The 17,567-nt window shown below is 41.6% G+C and carries 15 protein-coding genes; 2 read left to right on the forward strand and 13 right to left on the reverse strand.

Annotation, left to right across the window (positions count from 1 at the left end; translation table 11 throughout):
• Positions 1–19: 19 nt before the first annotated feature.
• The 7 genes from BN1356_RS00300 to BN1356_RS00330 all read right to left on the reverse strand — a co-directional run bounded on the left by BN1356_RS00300 (position 20) and on the right by BN1356_RS00330 (position 8,301).
• Complete coding sequence (locus BN1356_RS00300) at positions 20–463, reverse strand: dUTP diphosphatase (RefSeq protein ID WP_093649445.1); 444 nt, start codon at positions 461–463, stop codon at positions 20–22.
• A 565-nt stretch (positions 464–1,028) separates the two neighbouring features.
• Positions 1,029–1,694, reverse strand: a complete 666-nt coding sequence (locus BN1356_RS00305; RefSeq protein WP_093649447.1) for an ABC transporter ATP-binding protein — start codon at positions 1,692–1,694, stop codon at positions 1,029–1,031.
• Between the two features lie 10 nt (positions 1,695–1,704).
• Complete coding sequence (locus tag BN1356_RS00310; RefSeq protein ID WP_093649448.1) at positions 1,705–2,781, reverse strand: ABC transporter permease; 1,077 nt, start codon at positions 2,779–2,781, stop codon at positions 1,705–1,707.
• A 186-nt stretch (positions 2,782–2,967) separates the two neighbouring features.
• A complete protein-coding gene (locus BN1356_RS00315; protein WP_093649450.1) occupies positions 2,968–4,764 on the reverse strand; it encodes an ABC transporter ATP-binding protein in 1,797 nt (598 codons plus the stop codon).
• Positions 4,764–6,476, reverse strand: coding sequence for an ABC transporter ATP-binding protein (locus BN1356_RS00320; RefSeq protein WP_093649452.1), 1,713 nt, complete (start codon positions 6,474–6,476; stop codon positions 4,764–4,766). The genes BN1356_RS00315 and BN1356_RS00320 overlap by 1 nt, the downstream gene beginning before the upstream one ends.
• Positions 6,469–6,915, reverse strand: coding sequence for a MarR family winged helix-turn-helix transcriptional regulator (locus BN1356_RS00325; RefSeq protein WP_093649453.1), 447 nt, complete (start codon positions 6,913–6,915; stop codon positions 6,469–6,471). Before BN1356_RS00325 ends, BN1356_RS00320 begins: the two co-directional genes overlap by 8 nt.
• A 153-nt stretch (positions 6,916–7,068) precedes the next feature.
• The gene (locus tag BN1356_RS00330; protein ID WP_093649454.1) at positions 7,069–8,301 is read right to left on the reverse strand and encodes a S41 family peptidase; all 1,233 of its coding nucleotides are present in this window, start codon (positions 8,299–8,301) and stop codon (positions 7,069–7,071) included.
• A gap of 426 nt (positions 8,302–8,727) precedes the next feature.
• Between BN1356_RS00330 and BN1356_RS00335 the strand changes: the two genes are divergently transcribed.
• Together BN1356_RS00335 and galU are read left to right on the forward strand one after the other, a co-directional pair.
• Positions 8,728–9,744 (forward strand): NAD(P)H-dependent glycerol-3-phosphate dehydrogenase, encoded by a 1,017-nt coding sequence (locus tag BN1356_RS00335; protein ID WP_093649456.1) that lies wholly within the window; start codon positions 8,728–8,730, stop codon positions 9,742–9,744.
• A 15-nt stretch (positions 9,745–9,759) separates the two neighbouring features.
• The gene (galU, locus tag BN1356_RS00340) at positions 9,760–10,668 is read left to right on the forward strand and encodes a UTP--glucose-1-phosphate uridylyltransferase GalU (RefSeq protein WP_093649457.1); all 909 of its coding nucleotides are present in this window, start codon (positions 9,760–9,762) and stop codon (positions 10,666–10,668) included.
• A 43-nt stretch (positions 10,669–10,711) separates the two neighbouring features.
• On the opposite strand, the gene BN1356_RS00345 is transcribed toward galU, so the two are convergent.
• From BN1356_RS00345 to BN1356_RS00370, 6 genes are all read right to left on the reverse strand, one after another.
• Positions 10,712–11,380, reverse strand: coding sequence for a rhomboid family intramembrane serine protease (locus tag BN1356_RS00345; RefSeq protein ID WP_093649459.1), 669 nt, complete (start codon positions 11,378–11,380; stop codon positions 10,712–10,714).
• Positions 11,377–11,901: a 5-formyltetrahydrofolate cyclo-ligase gene (locus BN1356_RS00350; RefSeq protein ID WP_093649460.1), complete on the reverse strand. Its 525-nt coding sequence runs from the start codon at positions 11,899–11,901 to the stop codon at positions 11,377–11,379. The genes BN1356_RS00345 and BN1356_RS00350 overlap by 4 nt, the downstream gene beginning before the upstream one ends.
• Positions 11,902–12,013: 112 nt before the next feature.
• Positions 12,014–13,144, reverse strand: a complete 1,131-nt coding sequence (locus BN1356_RS00355) for an N-acetyldiaminopimelate deacetylase (RefSeq protein ID WP_093649461.1) — start codon at positions 13,142–13,144, stop codon at positions 12,014–12,016.
• Between the two features lie 178 nt (positions 13,145–13,322).
• Complete coding sequence (gene dapD / locus BN1356_RS00360) at positions 13,323–14,021, reverse strand: 2,3,4,5-tetrahydropyridine-2,6-dicarboxylate N-acetyltransferase (protein ID WP_093650025.1); 699 nt, start codon at positions 14,019–14,021, stop codon at positions 13,323–13,325.
• A 473-nt stretch (positions 14,022–14,494) separates the two neighbouring features.
• Positions 14,495–15,586 carry an L-ascorbate 6-phosphate lactonase gene (gene ulaG / locus BN1356_RS00365; protein WP_093649462.1) on the reverse strand — a complete coding sequence of 364 codons (1,092 nt, stop codon included), beginning with the start codon at positions 15,584–15,586 and terminating at the stop codon, positions 14,495–14,497.
• Between the two features lie 285 nt (positions 15,587–15,871).
• The gene (locus BN1356_RS00370; RefSeq protein ID WP_093649463.1) at positions 15,872–17,521 is read right to left on the reverse strand and encodes a BglG family transcription antiterminator; all 1,650 of its coding nucleotides are present in this window, start codon (positions 17,519–17,521) and stop codon (positions 15,872–15,874) included.
• Between the last annotated feature and the right edge of the window lie 46 nt (positions 17,522–17,567).

The raw sequence follows: 17,567 nt of genomic DNA on the forward strand, positions 1-17,567 counted from the left end.
CAGTACCCTTTCGTCAGACCTATTTCCCAGTCGAGCCAAAACCACCCGTGCGGACACCGTCTGCTTCATCTCCATCCACCACTAAAAATGGCATGAAGACGCCTTGGACAATACGTTCGCCGACTTCAAGCACAACCGACTCATCCGTGATGTTTTTCATCTGAGCAAAGATATGGCCTTCATTAGCAGGGTTATCATAATAGTCCCCGTCAATAACGCCAACTGAATTGATGAGGACCAGGCCTTTTTTACGAGGATTGGACGAGCGATCAAAAAGATATAGCACCTCACCTGCTTGCATGTAGGCCTTGACACCAGTTGGCACCAGAACGATTTCCCCAGGACCGATAGTGGTTTCCACCGCCACCTTCAAATCATAACCCGCTGCATGGGCTGTTTCTCTCTTTGGTAATAAAGTTTCATCTGTAAACTGGCTGACCAGTTCAAATCCACGAATTTTCATCTTGTTTTCCTTTCGCATCTTATCTGTCTATTCATTTTTGTGTTTCCTGCTAAGCAAGAGTCGCTTTTTGTGAGTTCACACGCTAACCAACGGAAATCATCGCATCCAGATTTTAATAAGCAACCTCTTTGGTCTGCATTTTCCCTATCCTGGCGCCATGTTGAGTGTTTGTTCCCATTTTTGAAACAAACACTTTCTCATTCATATCACAGGTTACAAGACACTGACTTTTTTCATCCAATCGGTCTTTTGAGAGCTAAAACACTTACTCTCTATTATAAGTTATTCGTAAGTGAAAAGCAAAAAGCAAACTGCTTCGATTTGGCGGCTACTGCATGGTCGAAAACGGCCACTATCAGGCAAAAATCAGAGAACTATACTTTGGGATTGGAATGTTGATGATAGCTCTATCTATTATGGTCTCTGTCCTTAAGTTTTTTGAGTATATCAATGCAGAATAGATGGCAATGTTTTAAAGCCTATAAACTAAAAATATGGCCTGCAAAGACCATATTTTTAGTTTGTTCATATTGTGATAGAGTTCATGATTGAGCCGTTATTTAACTTAGGATTTTTGGGTTAAAATACCATCTCTCATTTCGTAAACCTTGTCACATTTCTCCACCATTCGAATATCATGGGTTACCATGATGATGGCTTTCTTCTGTTCCTTAGCTTCCTTGGCTAAAAGCTCAACAACCTCAAAAGCGCGTTCGCTGTCAAGACTGGCAGTTGGTTCATCGGCTAAAATGAGAACCGGATCATTGTATAGAGCCCTAGCGATGGCCACCCGTTGGCGTTCTCCACCCGACAAATCACTTGGAAACTTCGTTTTCAGGTGGGAAATCCCCAAATCCTCAAAGAGTTCATTTTGGCGTTCTTTGTTGGCTTTTTTATTTATTTTATCCACCAAGTCCAATTGTTTTTCAATGGTTAGGAAAGGAATCAAATTGGAGCTTTGTAGGATAAATCCGATATCTTTGTATCTGAGTTTAGCCCTTTCTTTTTCACTGAGTTTAGAGTAGTCAGACTCATTGATAGTGATTTCTCCCTTAGTCGGTGTTTGAAGACCACCTGCTAGGGTTAAAAAGGTACTTTTCCCTGACCCTGAAGGTCCGATGATAGCTACGAATTCACCTGACTTAACGGAGAAATCGGTTGGTTTCAAGGCAACAATCGTGTTGGAACCGTCTTTAAATTCTTTTGTAATATTATGGAATGTTAATGTCATATCTGATCTCCTAACTAATCATTTTAAGAGGGTCTACTTTGACAACTGCTCGAACAGAGAAAATCGCTCCCAATACAGCAAAGATTACTAGTGAGGCGAAAATAGCGCCGTAGAAAGGCCAATTGTTTTGGAAAGGAACAGCATTAGGTAGAGCTAACGAAGACAGGTAGGTTCCCAAAAGCCCTAGACTTGTTCCAACTGCACTTAAAAGGAAGGTTTGTGCCAAAACTGACTTAGAAATAAAGGCATTGGATAACCCTTGCACCTTCATCAAGCCGAAATTTTTTGTCTTCTGAGTGGTTAAAACATAGATAAAAATGCTCACCACAATGGATGAAATCACGATCAAAAATCCAATCATAAACCCAAAGGTCATGTTCTGAGCTGAATAACCTGGTAGATTTTGAATAAAATCTGAAATAGATAATTTTTCTAAGTCTTCATTTGTTGTGCTAGAGTTTTCGTCTCTGACAACAATAGCATTGGCAAAGTCTGGAGCACTCTCAGGTCGCTCACCATAGACAGCCTTTTGAAAATCTTCAAAGGACATGTACACAACGGGTGACACACTAAAACGCGCCTGTTCAGTTACTCCGACAATGGTATAGGTTTCATCGGTATCCGCCAGATACAGGGTATCACCAAGTGCATAGCCTTCATTTTCAATCAAGGTCTTGTCGACAACGACTTGTCCACTAGCTTCTAAGCCATAACCTTCTATAATGTTTGGTGCGATAAATTCGTTGGCATGAATACCAAAGACACTAATGCGGGATTTATCATCTACTCCTGCATCAACCTTGTTCCAAGCTACAATTGCTCTCTGAGCTAGAACCGCTTTGTCTTCTGCTTTAACATCATCCAAGAGGGCAACATCAAAACGAGAAGCAGCCAGCATGCTATTGGAATTGGTGGATAGGTAAACGGATGTCGCTTCCCACTTGTCGACAGCTGCTCTGTTTTCTTGCATCAATCCATAAGATAGACCTGACAAAAAGAAAACCAGATAGGAAATCAAAAACAGGAGCCCCAGTATTAGACTGTAGCGTAATTTGGATCGCTTCATTTCTTCTAAAGCTAAAAACATCTCTCTTCTCCTTTGGTTGAAGTTTTTTTCAATCTATTCAATAGATATGAAAGAATGACGACTAATTATTTATTATATAGCCATTTGAATTAACGTTGATACAGCATCATTTTCTACTTGCAGTACTCTAGTAAAGCCTGCATCTCAATTCCTTATTCAAAAATTAATTCGATTAACTATAAAAGTCTACTCAAAGACAAACTGGTTGTGGTAGAGCTCGGAATAGAAACCATCTTGGCGGAGCAGTTCTTGGTGATTGCCTTGCTCGATGACTTGACCATCTTTAAGAACGATGATTTGATCAGCATTCAAAATGGTCTTGAGACGGTGGGCAATGACGAAGCTAGTCCGTCCAGCAACGATAGCTTCCATGGCTTTTTGAATCTTACTTTCCGTTACTGTGTCCACGTTTGAGGTTGCTTCGTCCAAGATCAGGACTTGGGGATCGGTCAACAGCGTTCTAGCAATGGAAATCAGCTGTTTCTGACCAGTTGAGAAAACATTCTCATCATCTGAAACATGAGTTTCATACCCATCTGGCAAACTCATAATAAATTCATGAATATGGGTCGCACGCGCAGCCGTTTCCACCATCTCTTGAGAGACTTGAGGGTTACCAAATCGAATGTTATCGGCAATTGTTCCGCTGAAAAGAACAGACTCCTGCAGAACAATCCCTGTATTTTGACGCAGGCTATCTAAATCATAATCTCTGATGTCTTTACCATCAAATTTAATGGCGCCCGCATCCACATCATAAAAGCGGTTAATGAGGTTCATGATAGTCGTTTTACCAGAACCTGTCGGTCCAACAACGGCCACCATCTTGCCTTTTGGAGCTGAAATCGACACGTTGGAGAGGACTTTTTTACCAGGAATATAGGAGAAATCGATATTCTCAATCTCAACTCCCTCGCGCAATTCCGTAAACTGAGGAGCATTGACAGGACGAACTTCCTCGGGCTCGTCAAACATTTCTTGAATACGGTGAGCACCTGTGAAGGCCAATTGCAATTCGGCCCAACTAGAGGCAATCTGCATGAGGAGTTGATAATATTGCTGGGAATATTGAACAAAAGTCACCACTAGACCCAGAGCTGCAGCTGTTGTGAGGCTAGAATCATTGAGGACCATGGTAGAGCCAACAAAGATAACAATAGCTGTATTAACCAGACCCATACCATTCATAACAGGGAAGAGAAGACCTGCAAAGAGTCGACCTTTGAAGGTAGCAGCCCGAACATTTTCATTGAGAGTTAAGAAGCCTTTAATGGTATCTTCTTGCACCCCTTGGACGATAATAGCTTTCTGACCAGAAATCTTCTCATTCATGTAGGCGTTGAGTTCCCCTACTGCTGCTTGTTGGCGATCTGTATATTTCCGAGCTGTTTTGATAATAAACACTAAGAAAATAAGAGCTACTGGCGTCGAGGCTACCGTTACAAAAGCGAGCTTGACATTGAGGTCAAACATGATCCAAACTAGACCGATATAAAGAGCAATATTGGTCATGACCTGGATGAAGCTCATATTGAAGGAGTTTTGGATATTATCCAAATCACTGGTGAAGCGAGAGAGGATATCCCCATCTTTATGGCTATCAAAGAATTGAATCGTTAAGCGTTCCAACTTGCCAAAAAGACCTTTGCGCATACGGTTCGTTGAATGACCAATGATGCGTGTAAAGAGAAAGGAGAAGATCAATGTTGCACTCGTTTGACTCAGATAGGCCATCAAGAGCCTGCCCATCACTGCTTGGAAAGCGTCCATGGTTGGCTTCACAAAATCCTTGCCACTTGCTTCCGCAATAGCTTTGGTCTTAAAGTATTCTTGAACCCAGGTTCCTAATTCTGTCAAAGCTTGGCCCAAATAAACCGGAGCCTTAACCTGCATATAGGTAGCAATAATGATCATCAAAAAGATGACAGCAAAGGATAGTTTGTAACGTTTTAAATAAAACCAGAAAAATCGTGCTGTTTTCATTAGTCTTCAAGCTCCTTTCCTTTTTGGGTTTCATAAATTTCACGGTAAACCGCATTACTGGCTACTAATTCTTTGTGGGTTCCCTGACCAATCAGGCGACCTTCATCTAGAACTAAAATCTTATCAGCCTTAACCACAGATGAAATCTTCTGAGCGACAATAACGGTTGTCGTTTCTTTCAAATCTTTATTGAGAGCTTCTTGAACCAGTTTTTCACTCTTAGCATCTAGAGCTGAGGTCGAGTCATCCAAGACTAGGACTTTCGGCTGTCCGATTACACCACGCGCGATAGACATCCGCTGCTTCTGTCCACCTGAGAAGTTATTGCCTCGCTCTTCCACATGACTCTCGTAAGAGTTATCCAAACGATCAATAAACTCCTTGGCCTGGGCAATACCTGAGGCCCGCTCGAGGGCTTCCAAATCAGCGTTTGGATTCCCTTGACGCAAATTATACGCAATCGTCCCTGAAAAGAGAACAGCTTTCTGAAGTACGATAGATACCGTATCTTTCAGGGTTTCTTGACTGATTTCTTTCAAATCTCGGCCACCGATGGTAATCTTCCCTTCTTGTGGATCAAAGAGTCGTGGAATCAACTGCGCAAGAGTGGATTTGCCTGCACCCGTCGCACCGACAATCCCAATCATCTGGCCACTTTTAGCCTCAAAGGAAACATTTTTCAAACTGGGTTCGCTATCCTTAGGATAGGTAAAACTGACATTATCAAAGACTAGATCCCCTGACAATTCCTCCAACGGGCCTTCTTGATAGGTCATGGCTGGTTCAGTATTTAAAATCTCCCCAATACGCTTGAGGGAAACGAAGGCACGACTGGCTTGCATACCGATGAAGCTAACCATAACAATAGCAAACATGAGCTGCATCATGTAGGTCATAAAGGATGCAATATTTCCGATAACTTCAGGCTCTGTCTCTACCAATCCAGAAACTAAATAAATAGAAGAAAAGATGGCCATGTAGGCAACAAAGCTCAAGAGAGGTTGCATGATTGAGAAACCATAGCCAATAAAAAGATTAAGATCTAGCAAATCATTGGAAACTTCCTTAAATTTTCCGTACTGGTCTTTTTCTTGTACAAATGATTTGACTACACGAGCCCCACGCAAGTTTTCCTTAGCGATAGCATTCATTCTGTCCATGAGTTTTTGGAACTTCCCAAAACGCGGCCCCATAGCCCCCATGGTCACTGCCATGATGATGGCAATGAAGATAACCATCAGAACAATCACCCACCAAAGACTTGGCAGTGTGGAAACAGCCAGAATAAAGGCACCCACAAAGAGAATTGGAAGGCGTAGGAGGACTTGGAAAAGCATCATCATCAGGTTTTGGATTTGATTGACGTCATTAGTCAGTCGAACAACCAAGTTCCCTGCATTAAACTCTTCCACATTGGCATAGGAGAAAGACTGAATTTTACGAAAAGCTGCTTCCCTTACATCTGCAGAAACCCCTTGCGAAATCTTGGCTGCCAAAACGGTATTGGTAGCACCAGCTAGGAGTCCCAGTCCAGCTATCATCAAGAGCCAAAAACCAATACTATAAATCTTATCCTGATCGTTTTCTAAAACTGCAGCTAGGACATCCTTAAGAAATTGAGGTTGGGATAGAGCACTGGTAACCACCAGGCAGGTCATCAAAATCGAGCCCGCTACATACCATTTATAGGGTTTCAATGCTTGTTTAAGCATGATTATTCTCCTTATACTTACTAATATTTTGTTTAAGCTGTTGAATCAAGCGTAACATGACTTGAAAGTCTTCAAAAGGGATTCCCACAAAAAGCTGATCAACTAACTCCTGATGCCATTTTTTCAAAGGCTCCAATTTATCCAAAGCTAAATCTGTCATAACGACTTGCTTAAAACGCTTGTCTGTAGAGGAAGGAATGGTCTCAATAAAGCCATTTTTCTCCATTCTTTTGACCAGATTACTGGCTACAGATTTAGAAATCTTTAACTGGGCTTCAATATCTTTGACAAAAATTTCCTTGTCTTGGTTCTTTGTCAGATAGAGAAGAACATGACCTTGCGGACCTGCCAAATGTTCCACACCATGATGTTTGGCCATTTCATCGCTGAGATATTCTAATTGATGAAAAACCTGACGGATTTCTGCCATATGGGACATGATTTTTCCTCCTTAGTTAGCACGGAAACCATTATAGTTCTTAAGAGAACTATTGTCAAGAGAAGCATTCCTTTATTTTCAAAAATAAAAATAGGAGTGACGAGATATTCCATCTCGCACCCCATTCATAGCAAATCGGTAGCTTATTAAATATTATTTTGCCAAATAATCTAGAGCCACCGCCAAGTCTACATCTCTTTCTATATGTTCAGGTGTCCAAGGGATTTCAATATCTGGTAAAACTCCTTTATCTGCCAGACTTCTAGATGTTGGATAGAGTAATTCATAATCCCCAAAATCAGCCACACAACAGTTGGAATAATCTAAAATCCCCATGGTTGGACGCCCAATCACTGTCACCTTCGGCATTTGTCTCATGATATCCACAAAATTATCTCCAGAAGAACCACAAGTTACATCTGAAAGGACAAGAATCTTTTCTGGCGCTTCTTCCAATCCTATAAAGTGACCAAAATAATCATCTTCATCCTCACCATACGTTTGATAATCCTTGTCTTGATTGACTTCTAACTCTTTGATGAAGGCTTCAATCATCCGCTTGGATTCCTCTGAGATAGCTGGATCTGCCAAGTGATTTTCAAACTGTTTGAGACGATGCGCCACATTGGTCGGAGTATAGAGAATTTCCATCCCAAAACCACCATCTCCGTTTAGATCTTTAAAGCCTTTCCCGACTGAGAGTGCATAGGGGAATAGAGGAAAGTAAAGCGAATCGCTCCCACCATGATTGATGCGGACATCTATGATGAGATACTTAACCTTGGCTAGTTTTGGAAAAGAGCTTTCATATAAAGATGCAATCCCTGCTTCATCATGAAAATTCTCCATCCGCATATAGTAGGTATCTGAATTGATGAAATGAGCCTCAAATGCCGACCTATTGACCACTTCTGAAACGGTAGCAACGACCACATGTAGAGACTGACCATCTCGGATAACTTCAATCGAAGCTGCACCTTTGACTAATTTTGCCCAGTCCATGTACTGGCGCTCAACTGTCTTGCTGACAAAGAAGTCCTTGTGTTCCTCAAAAAATACTGGCAAAGCCAACCCATCGATGGCGACAATTTGATCTCCTTTTTGCAGTCCAGTCTCTTCATAAGCATCAACTACGTATAAGCCATGAGGAGTCGAACGCAAGCGAAAACCGAACGGATGACTTTTTTTCGGATGAAAACTAATATGAGAAAGAACCCCAAAACTTGCCACATGAGATTCCATCAAATACTGGAAGTCAGCATCTGACATATCTTCTGAAATCTTCTGGCGAAATTTCTCTGGATTTGCTCCTGAAATGTCTTTCTTGGTGGAAGAATCTTGGGTCAATATCTTTACAACTGCATCAAAAATAGCCAGTTTGTTCATTCTCAAAGCTCCTTATAAGTATGTTTTAAAACAAAGTATATCTTGTTTTTGGGAGCTTTTCAAGTTTTTCACGAGGCTGGGCAAAAAGCCCAGACCTCTTTAATAATGTTCGGTATATGAACAATACGCAGTAGCCTAGTGGAGATTCCTTCGCTTTTTTTAAAGCTTGGACATTGACGCTGACCTTGTCAGCTCCATTTCCACACTCTAACAGTCTCCCAGACTATTAGAGCTACTAGGCTTGCGGGGTGGGAGTGAAAGAGCCTGGGAAGAGGCTTTTTCAGCCCGAACCTAGAAATTAGGACGTGAGGGGAACTATTTTTTCACTTGTCGTGTTCTGTCCCACTCCCCTTCTAACAGTTCTTGCTATCAGTAAGCCCTTTCTTATGATATAATGAATAAAACAATCTTTTACAAGGAGAGACCATGGAAAAACAAACAATTGCCGTTCTCGGTCCTGGTTCATGGGGAACAGCCCTATCACAAGTATTGAATGACAATGGACACCAGGTCCGTATCTGGGGGAATATTGAAGACCAAATTGATGAAATCAATGAGAAGCATACCAACACACGTTACTTTAAAGACATCGTTTTAGATGAGGGGATTAAAGGCTATAAAGATTTGGCCGAGGCCTTGGATGGTGTCGATGCCGTTCTTTTTGTTGTGCCAACAAAAGTAACTCGTTTGGTTGCCAAGCAAGTAGCTGCTATTCTGGAGCATAAGGTGGTTGTTATGCACGCATCAAAAGGTTTGGAACCAGATACACATGAACGTCTCTCAACCATCTTGGAAGAAGAAATCCCTGCAGAACTGCGTAGTGAAATCGTTGTCGTATCCGGCCCTAGCCATGCCGAAGAGACAATCGTTCGTGACCTGACCCTCATTTCTGCAGCCTCTAAGGATATGGAAGTGGCTACTTATGTACAAGAAATCTTTAGCAATCGCTACTTCCGCCTCTATACCAACAACGATGTGATCGGTGTAGAAACAGCTGGTGCTTTGAAAAATATTATCGCTGTTGGAGCCGGTGCTTTACATGGTCTTGGTTTTGGTGACAATGCTAAGGCAGCTATCATCGCGCGTGGCCTGACAGAAATCACTCGTCTCGGTGTAAAAATGGGGGCCAACCCATTGACTTATTCCGGCCTATCAGGTGTAGGAGATTTGATTGTTACAGGAACATCTAGTCATTCTCGAAACTGGCGTGCTGGTGATGCACTGGGTCGCGGTGAAAAACTAGAAGACATCGAAAAGAATATGGGCATGGTCATTGAGGGCATTTCAACGACTCGTGCTGCCTACGAATTAGCTCAAGAATTGGGTGTTTATATGCCCATTACTCAGGCTATCTACAGTGTCATCTACCAAGGTGCTCGCATCGAAGATGCGATTAAAACGATCATGGCCGGGGAATTCCGCCAAGAAAATGAATGGTCATAAGCTAGGAGAATACCGATGAAAAAACAAGTTAGAAAAGCTGTTATTCCTGCTGCTGGTCTTGGTACACGCTTCCTACCAGCTACTAAGGCTCTCGCCAAAGAAATGTTACCTATCGTAGATAAACCAACTATTCAATTTATCGTTGAAGAAGCCCTTGCTTCTGGTATCGAAGATATCTTGGTGGTTACGGGCAAATCAAAACGATCCATTGAGGATCATTTCGATTCAAACTTTGAATTAGAACACAACCTGAAAGAAAAAGGAAAAACTGAACTCCTCAAACTAGTGGATGAGTCAACTGGCATCCGCCTCCACTTTATCCGTCAGAGTCATCCACGTGGCCTAGGCGATGCTGTCCTTCAGGCAAAAGCTTTTGTAGGAAATGAACCTTTCGTTGTTCTCTTGGGGGATGACCTCATGGATATCAACGGAACCAATCATCCTTTAACCAAGCAGTTGATTGAAGATTATGAAGCAACCCATGCTTCTACCATCGCTGTTATGCCCGTTCCGCATGAAGAAGTCTCTTCATACGGTGTCATCGCTCCTCAAGGAGAGGGCGTGAATGGACTATACAGTGTTGATACCTTTGTGGAAAAACCAAAGCCAGAAGATGCTCCATCTGATTTGGCCATTATCGGTCGCTATCTCTTAACACCAGAAATCTTCGCTATTTTGGAAAATCAAAAACCAGGTGCGGGTAATGAGATTCAATTGACGGATGCTATTGATACGCTCAATAAGACCCAACGTGTTTTTGCTCGTGAATTCAAGGGCAATCGCTATGATGTTGGTGATAAGTTTGGTTACATGAAAACATCCATTGAATACGGTCTCAACCATCCTCAAACCAAGGATGATTTAAAGAACTATATCATTCAATTGGGAAAAGACTTGGACAGCAAAACAAAAAAAGCTGACTAAAATAAAAAGCCTAGAAACCTTGATTTCTATGGCTTTTTCTATTTTATAGAGCAAGGAAGAGCATGCCCAGACTAAGGACTACATAGAGAGCCAGCGCTAAGAATCTCTTTTCTTTCTTAAACATATGTTTTTCACTAATGGTCGGCAAGAATACCGCTGCTAATAAACCGCCAACTAAGCCTCCCAGATGACCAACAAAGCTGACATTTGGCGTAAAGAGATTGAAAATCAAATTGACAACAATAATAGCTTGATAGGATTGGCCCATTTGCTTCAGATAAGGATTACGACCGAAATAGCCCACTACTGAGACAGCTGCAAAAACGCCAAAAATTGAAGTAGAGGCTCCAGCTGCTACAACGTCTGGTGTAAAGAAGAGAGTCACAGTATTTCCCATAACACCTGACAGAAGGTAGAGAAGCAGAAAACGCCAAGAACCCCAGATTTGCTCTGCTAGTTGTCCAACGATGTAGATAGCAAAAATATTAAAGAGAAAATGTTGCCAACCGATATGAACAAAAACCGGAGTAAGAAGACGCCAAATCTGGCTCGGATCATACTTTAGATAATGTCCGTACATGCCACCAAATTCAAAGATAGTTGGGCTACTCGTTGTGTCACCAAAACGAAAAATTTGAATGGCCATAAAAACCACCGTAGTAACTAACAAGAGGCTAAAGGTAACCGGTTGTCTTTTAATTTCATTAATCATCTACAAATCACCTCCTGAACTGGAATATCATGCTCTTCTTCTTTAAATGTTGCCTGCTGAAAATCATAGATGGTGCTAACAGTTACACCTTGATAATCAGCTAAATAACGGTCATAATAACCCCCACCGTGTCCGATGCGGTAACCTTCCGCATTAAAGGCCAGACCGGGTACATGAATCAAATCGATGGCTTCTTTTGAAAAAACCTGGCCATGAGAGGGCTCCAAGACGCCGAAGTATGATTCTTGCAGATGTTCAGGATCATAGGGCAAAAAAACCATTTGTCCAGGACCGATTACCTTAGGAACTAAGACTCGTTTCCCGTCTGCTTGAGCTTGGGCAATCAGGAAATAACTGTCAAACTCATGGTCCATAGGCAGATAAGTCGCAATGGTATGGGCAGACTGATAGACAGCTTTGTCAAGTAATTCCTCCGTCATAACACGATCTTTTTCAGACTTTTTTTGTCTATCTTGTTTATCTAATTGCTTTAAAACAGCTTGACGAATCGATTCTTTCATGCGTTCCCTTTCAAAGATGATTATTTGCTCATTCTACCATTTTCTGACAGTCCATTCAAGAAAAAGAAAGGGCTGATTATATTAACCCTTTCATCTTATAGTCCTTTAAAAATTAGTTTGCTCGAAACTGGAGAAAGGCAGAGATTTTTTCTACTGCAAAGGGGAGAACTTCTTCCTTAGGGCTCATCTTTGGATGATGAAGGGCATAAGGGGTATCCACTCCCAACCAAAACATAACGCCTGGGATCTTCTGCAATAGGTAACCAAAGTCTTCTCCCGTCATGGCAGGTGGACAAGCGATCAGATTGGTGGCTGCATCTTGTTCAAAGAAAGTCATTAGTTGACCTGCCAAGTCTGGATTGTTTTCTACAGGCAGATAGCCGCCTTGATTGAGGACCACTTCCACTTCCATATCAAAGGCCACCGCTACACCTTCCGCGATTTTTCTCAAGCGTTTTTGCATGAGAAGGCTATTGTCTTGGGTCAAACTGCGGATAGTCCCGTGCAGTTTCGCTGTGTCTGCAATGACATTGTTGGTGGTACCCGCATGCATCGACCCAAAGGTCACGACACCACCCTGAATAGGATCCACATTACGGCTGACAATGGTCTGCACCTGGGTCACGAAGTGGGCAGCCGCCACCAAGGCATCATTAGCCTCATGTGGAAAAGCGGCATGACCGCCCTTGCCTTTGAAGGTCACCCATACTTCACAAGTTCCGGCAAAAAGAGTCCCTGTATTGGTCGCAATGTCTCCCACCTTGAGGTCAGGTCTCACGTGTAGGCCGTAAAATTCATCCGGTTTCCACTCACCAAAAGCCCCATCTTCATAGAGCAGCATCCCACCTGCCAAGTTTTCTTCAGCTGGTTGGAAGAGAAACAGAATATTGTTTTTGGGTTGTACTTGCACCAGTTCATGGAGAAGACCGAGACCAATGGTCATATGGAAGTCATGCCCACAGGCATGCATGCGACCTTCATGTTGACTCTTGAAATCCAAACCTGTCTCTTCTGTCACTGGTAGGCCATCCATATCTGCCCGCCATCCAATGGTTTTTTCAGGGGCAAATCCCTTTACAAAGACTAGAATGCCCGTTTGCCAAGTCTTTTGCTCTACAAAGTCTTTGCCAGCTGTCAGCTTGGCAATTTTTTCCAAGAGGTAGACTTGTGTTTTAAACTCCTCCAAACCAATCTCTGGAATTTGGTGTAAATCACGGCGGATAGCAATTAGATCAAGTGTCATAAGAAGTTTTCCTTTTTATAATACATTAGTAGAAAAGCCTGTGTTGCCACAAGCCTTAATCTTTACAACTTCATATTTAAGATTTAGATTTTTGCCTTTAATCTAGGAAACGCAGTCTTAAATAGGACTGAGGGTCCATTAAGACAAGTTGACGACGAATAAAGACAAAAAGATAATCTTAAAGGTTTCTTAGTGCATCTTCCAAAGCTGTCTTCTGTTGGGTTTTTTCATCGATTTCCTTGATGATACGGGCTGGAACACCTGCAACGACAACATTTTCAGGAACATTTTGCGTCACGATGGCACCAGCAGCAACAACAGAGCCGCTACCGATTTGCACGCCTTCGATGACCACCGCGTTGGCACCGACCAAAACATTGTCCCCCACACGAACTGGATCCGCTGAAGCAGGCTCGATGACACCAGCCAGCACAGCACCCGCACCGATATGGCTGTTTTTCCCAACCGTTGCACGGCCACCCAGAATAGCACCCATGTCAATCATAGTTCCTGCACCGATTTCAGCACCGATATTGATGACGGCTCCCATCATGATGACTGCATTGTCTTCAATCGTCACCTGGTCACGGATGATAGCACCGGGCTCAATCCGAGCATTAATAGCCCGTTTATCCAGCAATGGTACAGCAGAATTGCGACCATCTTGCTCCACCACATAATCCTTGTTCTCTGTCAGGTTAGCAAGCAAGGGCTGGATGTCTTTCCAGTCACCAAAGAGAACGTTGCTCAATTTGACAACCGAAGCTGGAAGAGCTCCTGCCAATTCCCCTTCAAAAGTCACCTTAACATTGGTTTTCTTCTCCGCGTTGCCGATAAATGCGATAATTTCTTGTGCAGTCATTTTTTGTGCAGTCATTTTTTGTGCAGTCATAATGATGATACCAAGAGCGTTGACAAGGTTCGGGGAACCTTGTCAATCGGGAAATGAGATCAAGCAAAGCTTTCTACTCACGCCAAGCAAGTTTTCCCTTTTAACTCGGGTTCAGTTCTTCAAAACTCCCCTTGCTAATACTCAAATCCTTCCAATTCAAATTCTATTTTTCCTATTATATCAAATTTTCAGACAATTTGGAAAAGATAGGGTTAAAAAAAGACCTCACTAGGAGATCTTATCTATAAAATTTTGTATCGTAAATTTAAATCTTATCTCTTTGTCAATTTTAGCTTTGCGGGTTCTGGAATTTCTACAAACCTCCCATTAAGTACTTCTATACTATCTTTCTTTCCGACTTCAATTCGTCTTGTATTATCACTATTTATGTCATCATCATAGCCAGATTCTCGAATTCTTGTGAAAAAACCCGGAAAATCCCAGGTTTTATTTTTTTATTATAGTAACGATTTGAATTGGATATTGGAATCTTCTAAGAAGTGATCATCGAAGCCTCGTGGGTGATGGTATTCGATTTTTTCTTTGTCCATTGGATAGGTGTATTTGCCACCAACTTCCCAAATGAATGGATGGAAGTCGTACTGGAGGCGTTCTTTTCTCATCTTCCAGAGTTGAATGATTTCATCTGTTGAAGCCATGAAGTTAGACCAGATGTCATAGTGAACTGGAATGATGACTTTGGCACGTAGGTTTTCAGCCATACGAAGGAGATCGATAGAAGTCATCTTATCTTGGATACCGATCGGGTTATCGCCGTAATTGTTAATGGCAACATCGATATTGAAGTCACGGCCATGTTTTGCAAAGTAGTTTGAGAAGTGAGAATCTGCCCCGTGGTAAATGGTTCCGCCAGGTGTTTCAAATACATAGTTAACCGCCTTGCTGGCCATGAGTTTATCTGTTATTGGAAGACCTTTGAGACTATTTCCATTTTCTTCATAACCTTCAATCGGAAGAGTAACTAAGCAGGTTCGGTCAAAGGATTCAACAGCATGAATTTTGATGTCTTTAAATTCAAAGCTATCTCCTGGTGCAATGGTGATGATGCGATCTTTTGGTACTCCCCAACCTTCCCAAATCTTTCCACAACCTACTGGACCAACAAATTTCACATGGTCCAATTTTGGATTGTTAAGAATAGCTGCAGCAGTAGAAATGTCAATATGGTCAGAATGAACATGTGAGACTAAATAGTAATCCAATTCATTAATGGCGAATGGATCAATAACCATCGGTTGCACGCGCAAGTTTGGTTGCAATTTGCGGACACCAGCCATATTCGCCATTTGGTGACCCCAAACCATATCCTTGACTTTCTTAGTTGATTTTCCACGAGAGGACCAAAGATCCATGACCACATTGGCCCCACCAGGAGTTTTAATCCAAACACCACAGTTACCAAGCCACCACATGGCAAAGTTGCCTTCTGGCACCACTTCTTCTTCGATTTCTTCATTGAGCCATGTTCCCCACTCTGGGAATGTGCTCAAAATCCATGATTCACGCGTAATATCTTTTACATTTGCCATAGTTGATTGCCTCCGATAAGTTTTTTATATTTTATACTCAAAGAAAATCAAAAATAGATGCGGCAAAGCGACACAGACATACCAAATGGTCAGCATGGAGCTTTAATAAACTATACTGTTGATTTTCAAAGAGTATTATTTCATTATCAGTATAAACCCAATCATCTATTCCGGAAAGACCAAGATATACACAGCCATGTGTACAAAAATAGGCTGAAATAGAACTCGACTAGATACAAAAACACCCTATAATATCTTTACAGGATGTTCTATCTGATTTACCGATTAATCTTCAATCAATTCTTGTCGCACTAAGTGTTCAATTTTGGCCACTAATGCATGCCTTTCCTGACATTCAGGAACGTAGGCTTGAAGGTATTTCACCAATTCTTGGCTAAAATTCGATTCCACTTGTCCACTATTTGTTTTTGAAAAACGAAGCAAGCGTACCATGTCATTGATACTAAGAATGGGATGAATAAGGATACTTGGAAACTTGGTTTCAAGTGCATCACCAGTAGTGACAACCATATCCGTTTCTAAAATGTCACTGACACTATAAAATTGTTCGGATGTAAAAATATTGATATCACAGTTGGGCAGGCATTGTTTGCACTGACTAAGCAATAGTTTCTGAACACCGACACCTTCATCACAAACAAGAGTAACGCTTTTTTTGCTGTAACTGCTCTTAGAATTTTCTAATTCTCCACCTAAATGAATCGCAATGTAGGCGATATCGCTATCCGACATCTTAATTCTCCAGGCTTGTTCAAGGATATAGATACTTTTCTGAGTTGCTGTGTAGAGTTCTGGATACTTTCCTATGATATGGTTCGTAAGGGGATTAATAGACAGGATACCGTAGGTCTTGCGATAAATCATAGCCTTACAATGCATGAGTAGCTGATCCAGCAAACCACTATAGTTGTTAAAAGCAAAACCAAAATTTACTTGCAGATGCTGTAAAAATAGCTTTAAGTTTTCTTTCATCTCTGCGTAGTCTTTACTGTCCAGATGCACATCTTGGTCCTTGCGAAAAGACAGCAATAACATGGCAACTAGACTGATTTCAATTGTATCTAATTGTAAATCAAATTGTGCTGTTAATTCTTCTGCAATCTCTGTTGCCAGCACAAATTCGATCCGTTGCCAGGTTGATGCAAATTCCTTGCGAACAAAATCTCTTTCCTGATCAGTCAAGTCAATGCTTTTATAACTTAAGAGCAGGTAAGGCAATATTTGAACCATAAATTGGCTATCATTGGGATTGATTTTTTTACCCATACGTTCTTGGGCAGATGAGATCTTAATACTTAAGTAATGATTCACTTCATCAGAAAAATAGCGTCCGAATTCTGTTAAATCAAGAATCTTCTCTTTAACGATCGCAATAAAGCCTCTATTGCCCTCTGTATAAATGGAGTAGAGCAAGCGATAGAGATATTGAATTTTAGACAAAGGGTGACATTCCAGATAGTAGCCACGTGCCTTTGTTACTCTGAGATGAATATCGTATTCCTCATTGGAGAGTTTGTTGCGAATATCATTGAGGTCATTGAGGATGGTATTTCGCGAAACATCATGCAAGGCCATCAGTTTCTCAATTGTCACTCGCTCCTTAGAAATGGCTATGTAGGTCAAAGTCAACTGTAGGCGTTCTCCCACGCTCATCACATAGGAATAATCGTCTAGTTCATCCAAGAGTTCCTGACAAATTTTCTTCTGTTCACCTGTCAGTAGAATACCGACTCGTGGATAAGAAACAATTTGTTCCACCTGCTCTGGTAAGACTTCGTTAATTTTTTCCAGATGATAATAAATCTTTCGACGAGACTGTCCAAGTTCTTTCGAGATAGTCATGACGGTCTCTGGTTCATTGAGATTCACCAAATAAGACAGAAGATGGTAACTTTTTTTATCTAGTAAAATCATAATGCCCCCTTAAATTAAATACTTCCTATTATAACACATTAATGCT

Origin of the sequence: Streptococcus varani, assembly GCF_001375655.1 — a bacterium.
In the GTDB taxonomy this organism is placed as follows: domain Bacteria; phylum Bacillota; class Bacilli; order Lactobacillales; family Streptococcaceae; genus Streptococcus; species Streptococcus varani.

Excerpts from the sequence above, each read along its gene's own strand:
- BN1356_RS00300 (WP_093649445.1), bottom strand. The coding sequence starts at position 463 with ATGAAAATTCGTGGATTTGAACTGGTCAGCCAGTTTACAGATGAAACT.
- BN1356_RS00305 (WP_093649447.1), bottom strand. The coding sequence starts at position 1,694 with ATGACATTAACATTCCATAATATTACAAAAGAATTTAAAGACGGTTCC.
- BN1356_RS00310 (WP_093649448.1), bottom strand. The coding sequence starts at position 2,781 with ATGTTTTTAGCTTTAGAAGAAATGAAGCGATCCAAATTACGCTACAGT.
- BN1356_RS00315 (WP_093649450.1), bottom strand. The coding sequence starts at position 4,764 with ATGAAAACAGCACGATTTTTCTGGTTTTATTTAAAACGTTACAAACTA.
- BN1356_RS00320 (WP_093649452.1), bottom strand. The coding sequence starts at position 6,476 with ATGCTTAAACAAGCATTGAAACCCTATAAATGGTATGTAGCGGGCTCG.
- BN1356_RS00325 (WP_093649453.1), bottom strand. The coding sequence starts at position 6,915 with ATGTCCCATATGGCAGAAATCCGTCAGGTTTTTCATCAATTAGAATAT.
- BN1356_RS00330 (WP_093649454.1), bottom strand. The coding sequence starts at position 8,301 with ATGAACAAACTGGCTATTTTTGATGCAGTTGTAAAGATATTGACCCAA.
- BN1356_RS00335 (WP_093649456.1), top strand. The coding sequence starts at position 8,728 with ATGGAAAAACAAACAATTGCCGTTCTCGGTCCTGGTTCATGGGGAACA.
- galU (WP_093649457.1), top strand. The coding sequence starts at position 9,760 with ATGAAAAAACAAGTTAGAAAAGCTGTTATTCCTGCTGCTGGTCTTGGT.
- BN1356_RS00345 (WP_093649459.1), bottom strand. The coding sequence starts at position 11,380 with ATGATTAATGAAATTAAAAGACAACCGGTTACCTTTAGCCTCTTGTTA.
- BN1356_RS00350 (WP_093649460.1), bottom strand. The coding sequence starts at position 11,901 with ATGAAAGAATCGATTCGTCAAGCTGTTTTAAAGCAATTAGATAAACAA.
- BN1356_RS00355 (WP_093649461.1), bottom strand. The coding sequence starts at position 13,144 with ATGACACTTGATCTAATTGCTATCCGCCGTGATTTACACCAAATTCCA.
- dapD (WP_093650025.1), bottom strand. The coding sequence starts at position 14,021 with ATGACTGCACAAAAAATGACTGCACAAGAAATTATCGCATTTATCGGC.
- ulaG (WP_093649462.1), bottom strand. The coding sequence starts at position 15,586 with ATGGCAAATGTAAAAGATATTACGCGTGAATCATGGATTTTGAGCACA.
- BN1356_RS00370 (WP_093649463.1), bottom strand. The coding sequence starts at position 17,521 with ATGATTTTACTAGATAAAAAAAGTTACCATCTTCTGTCTTATTTGGTG.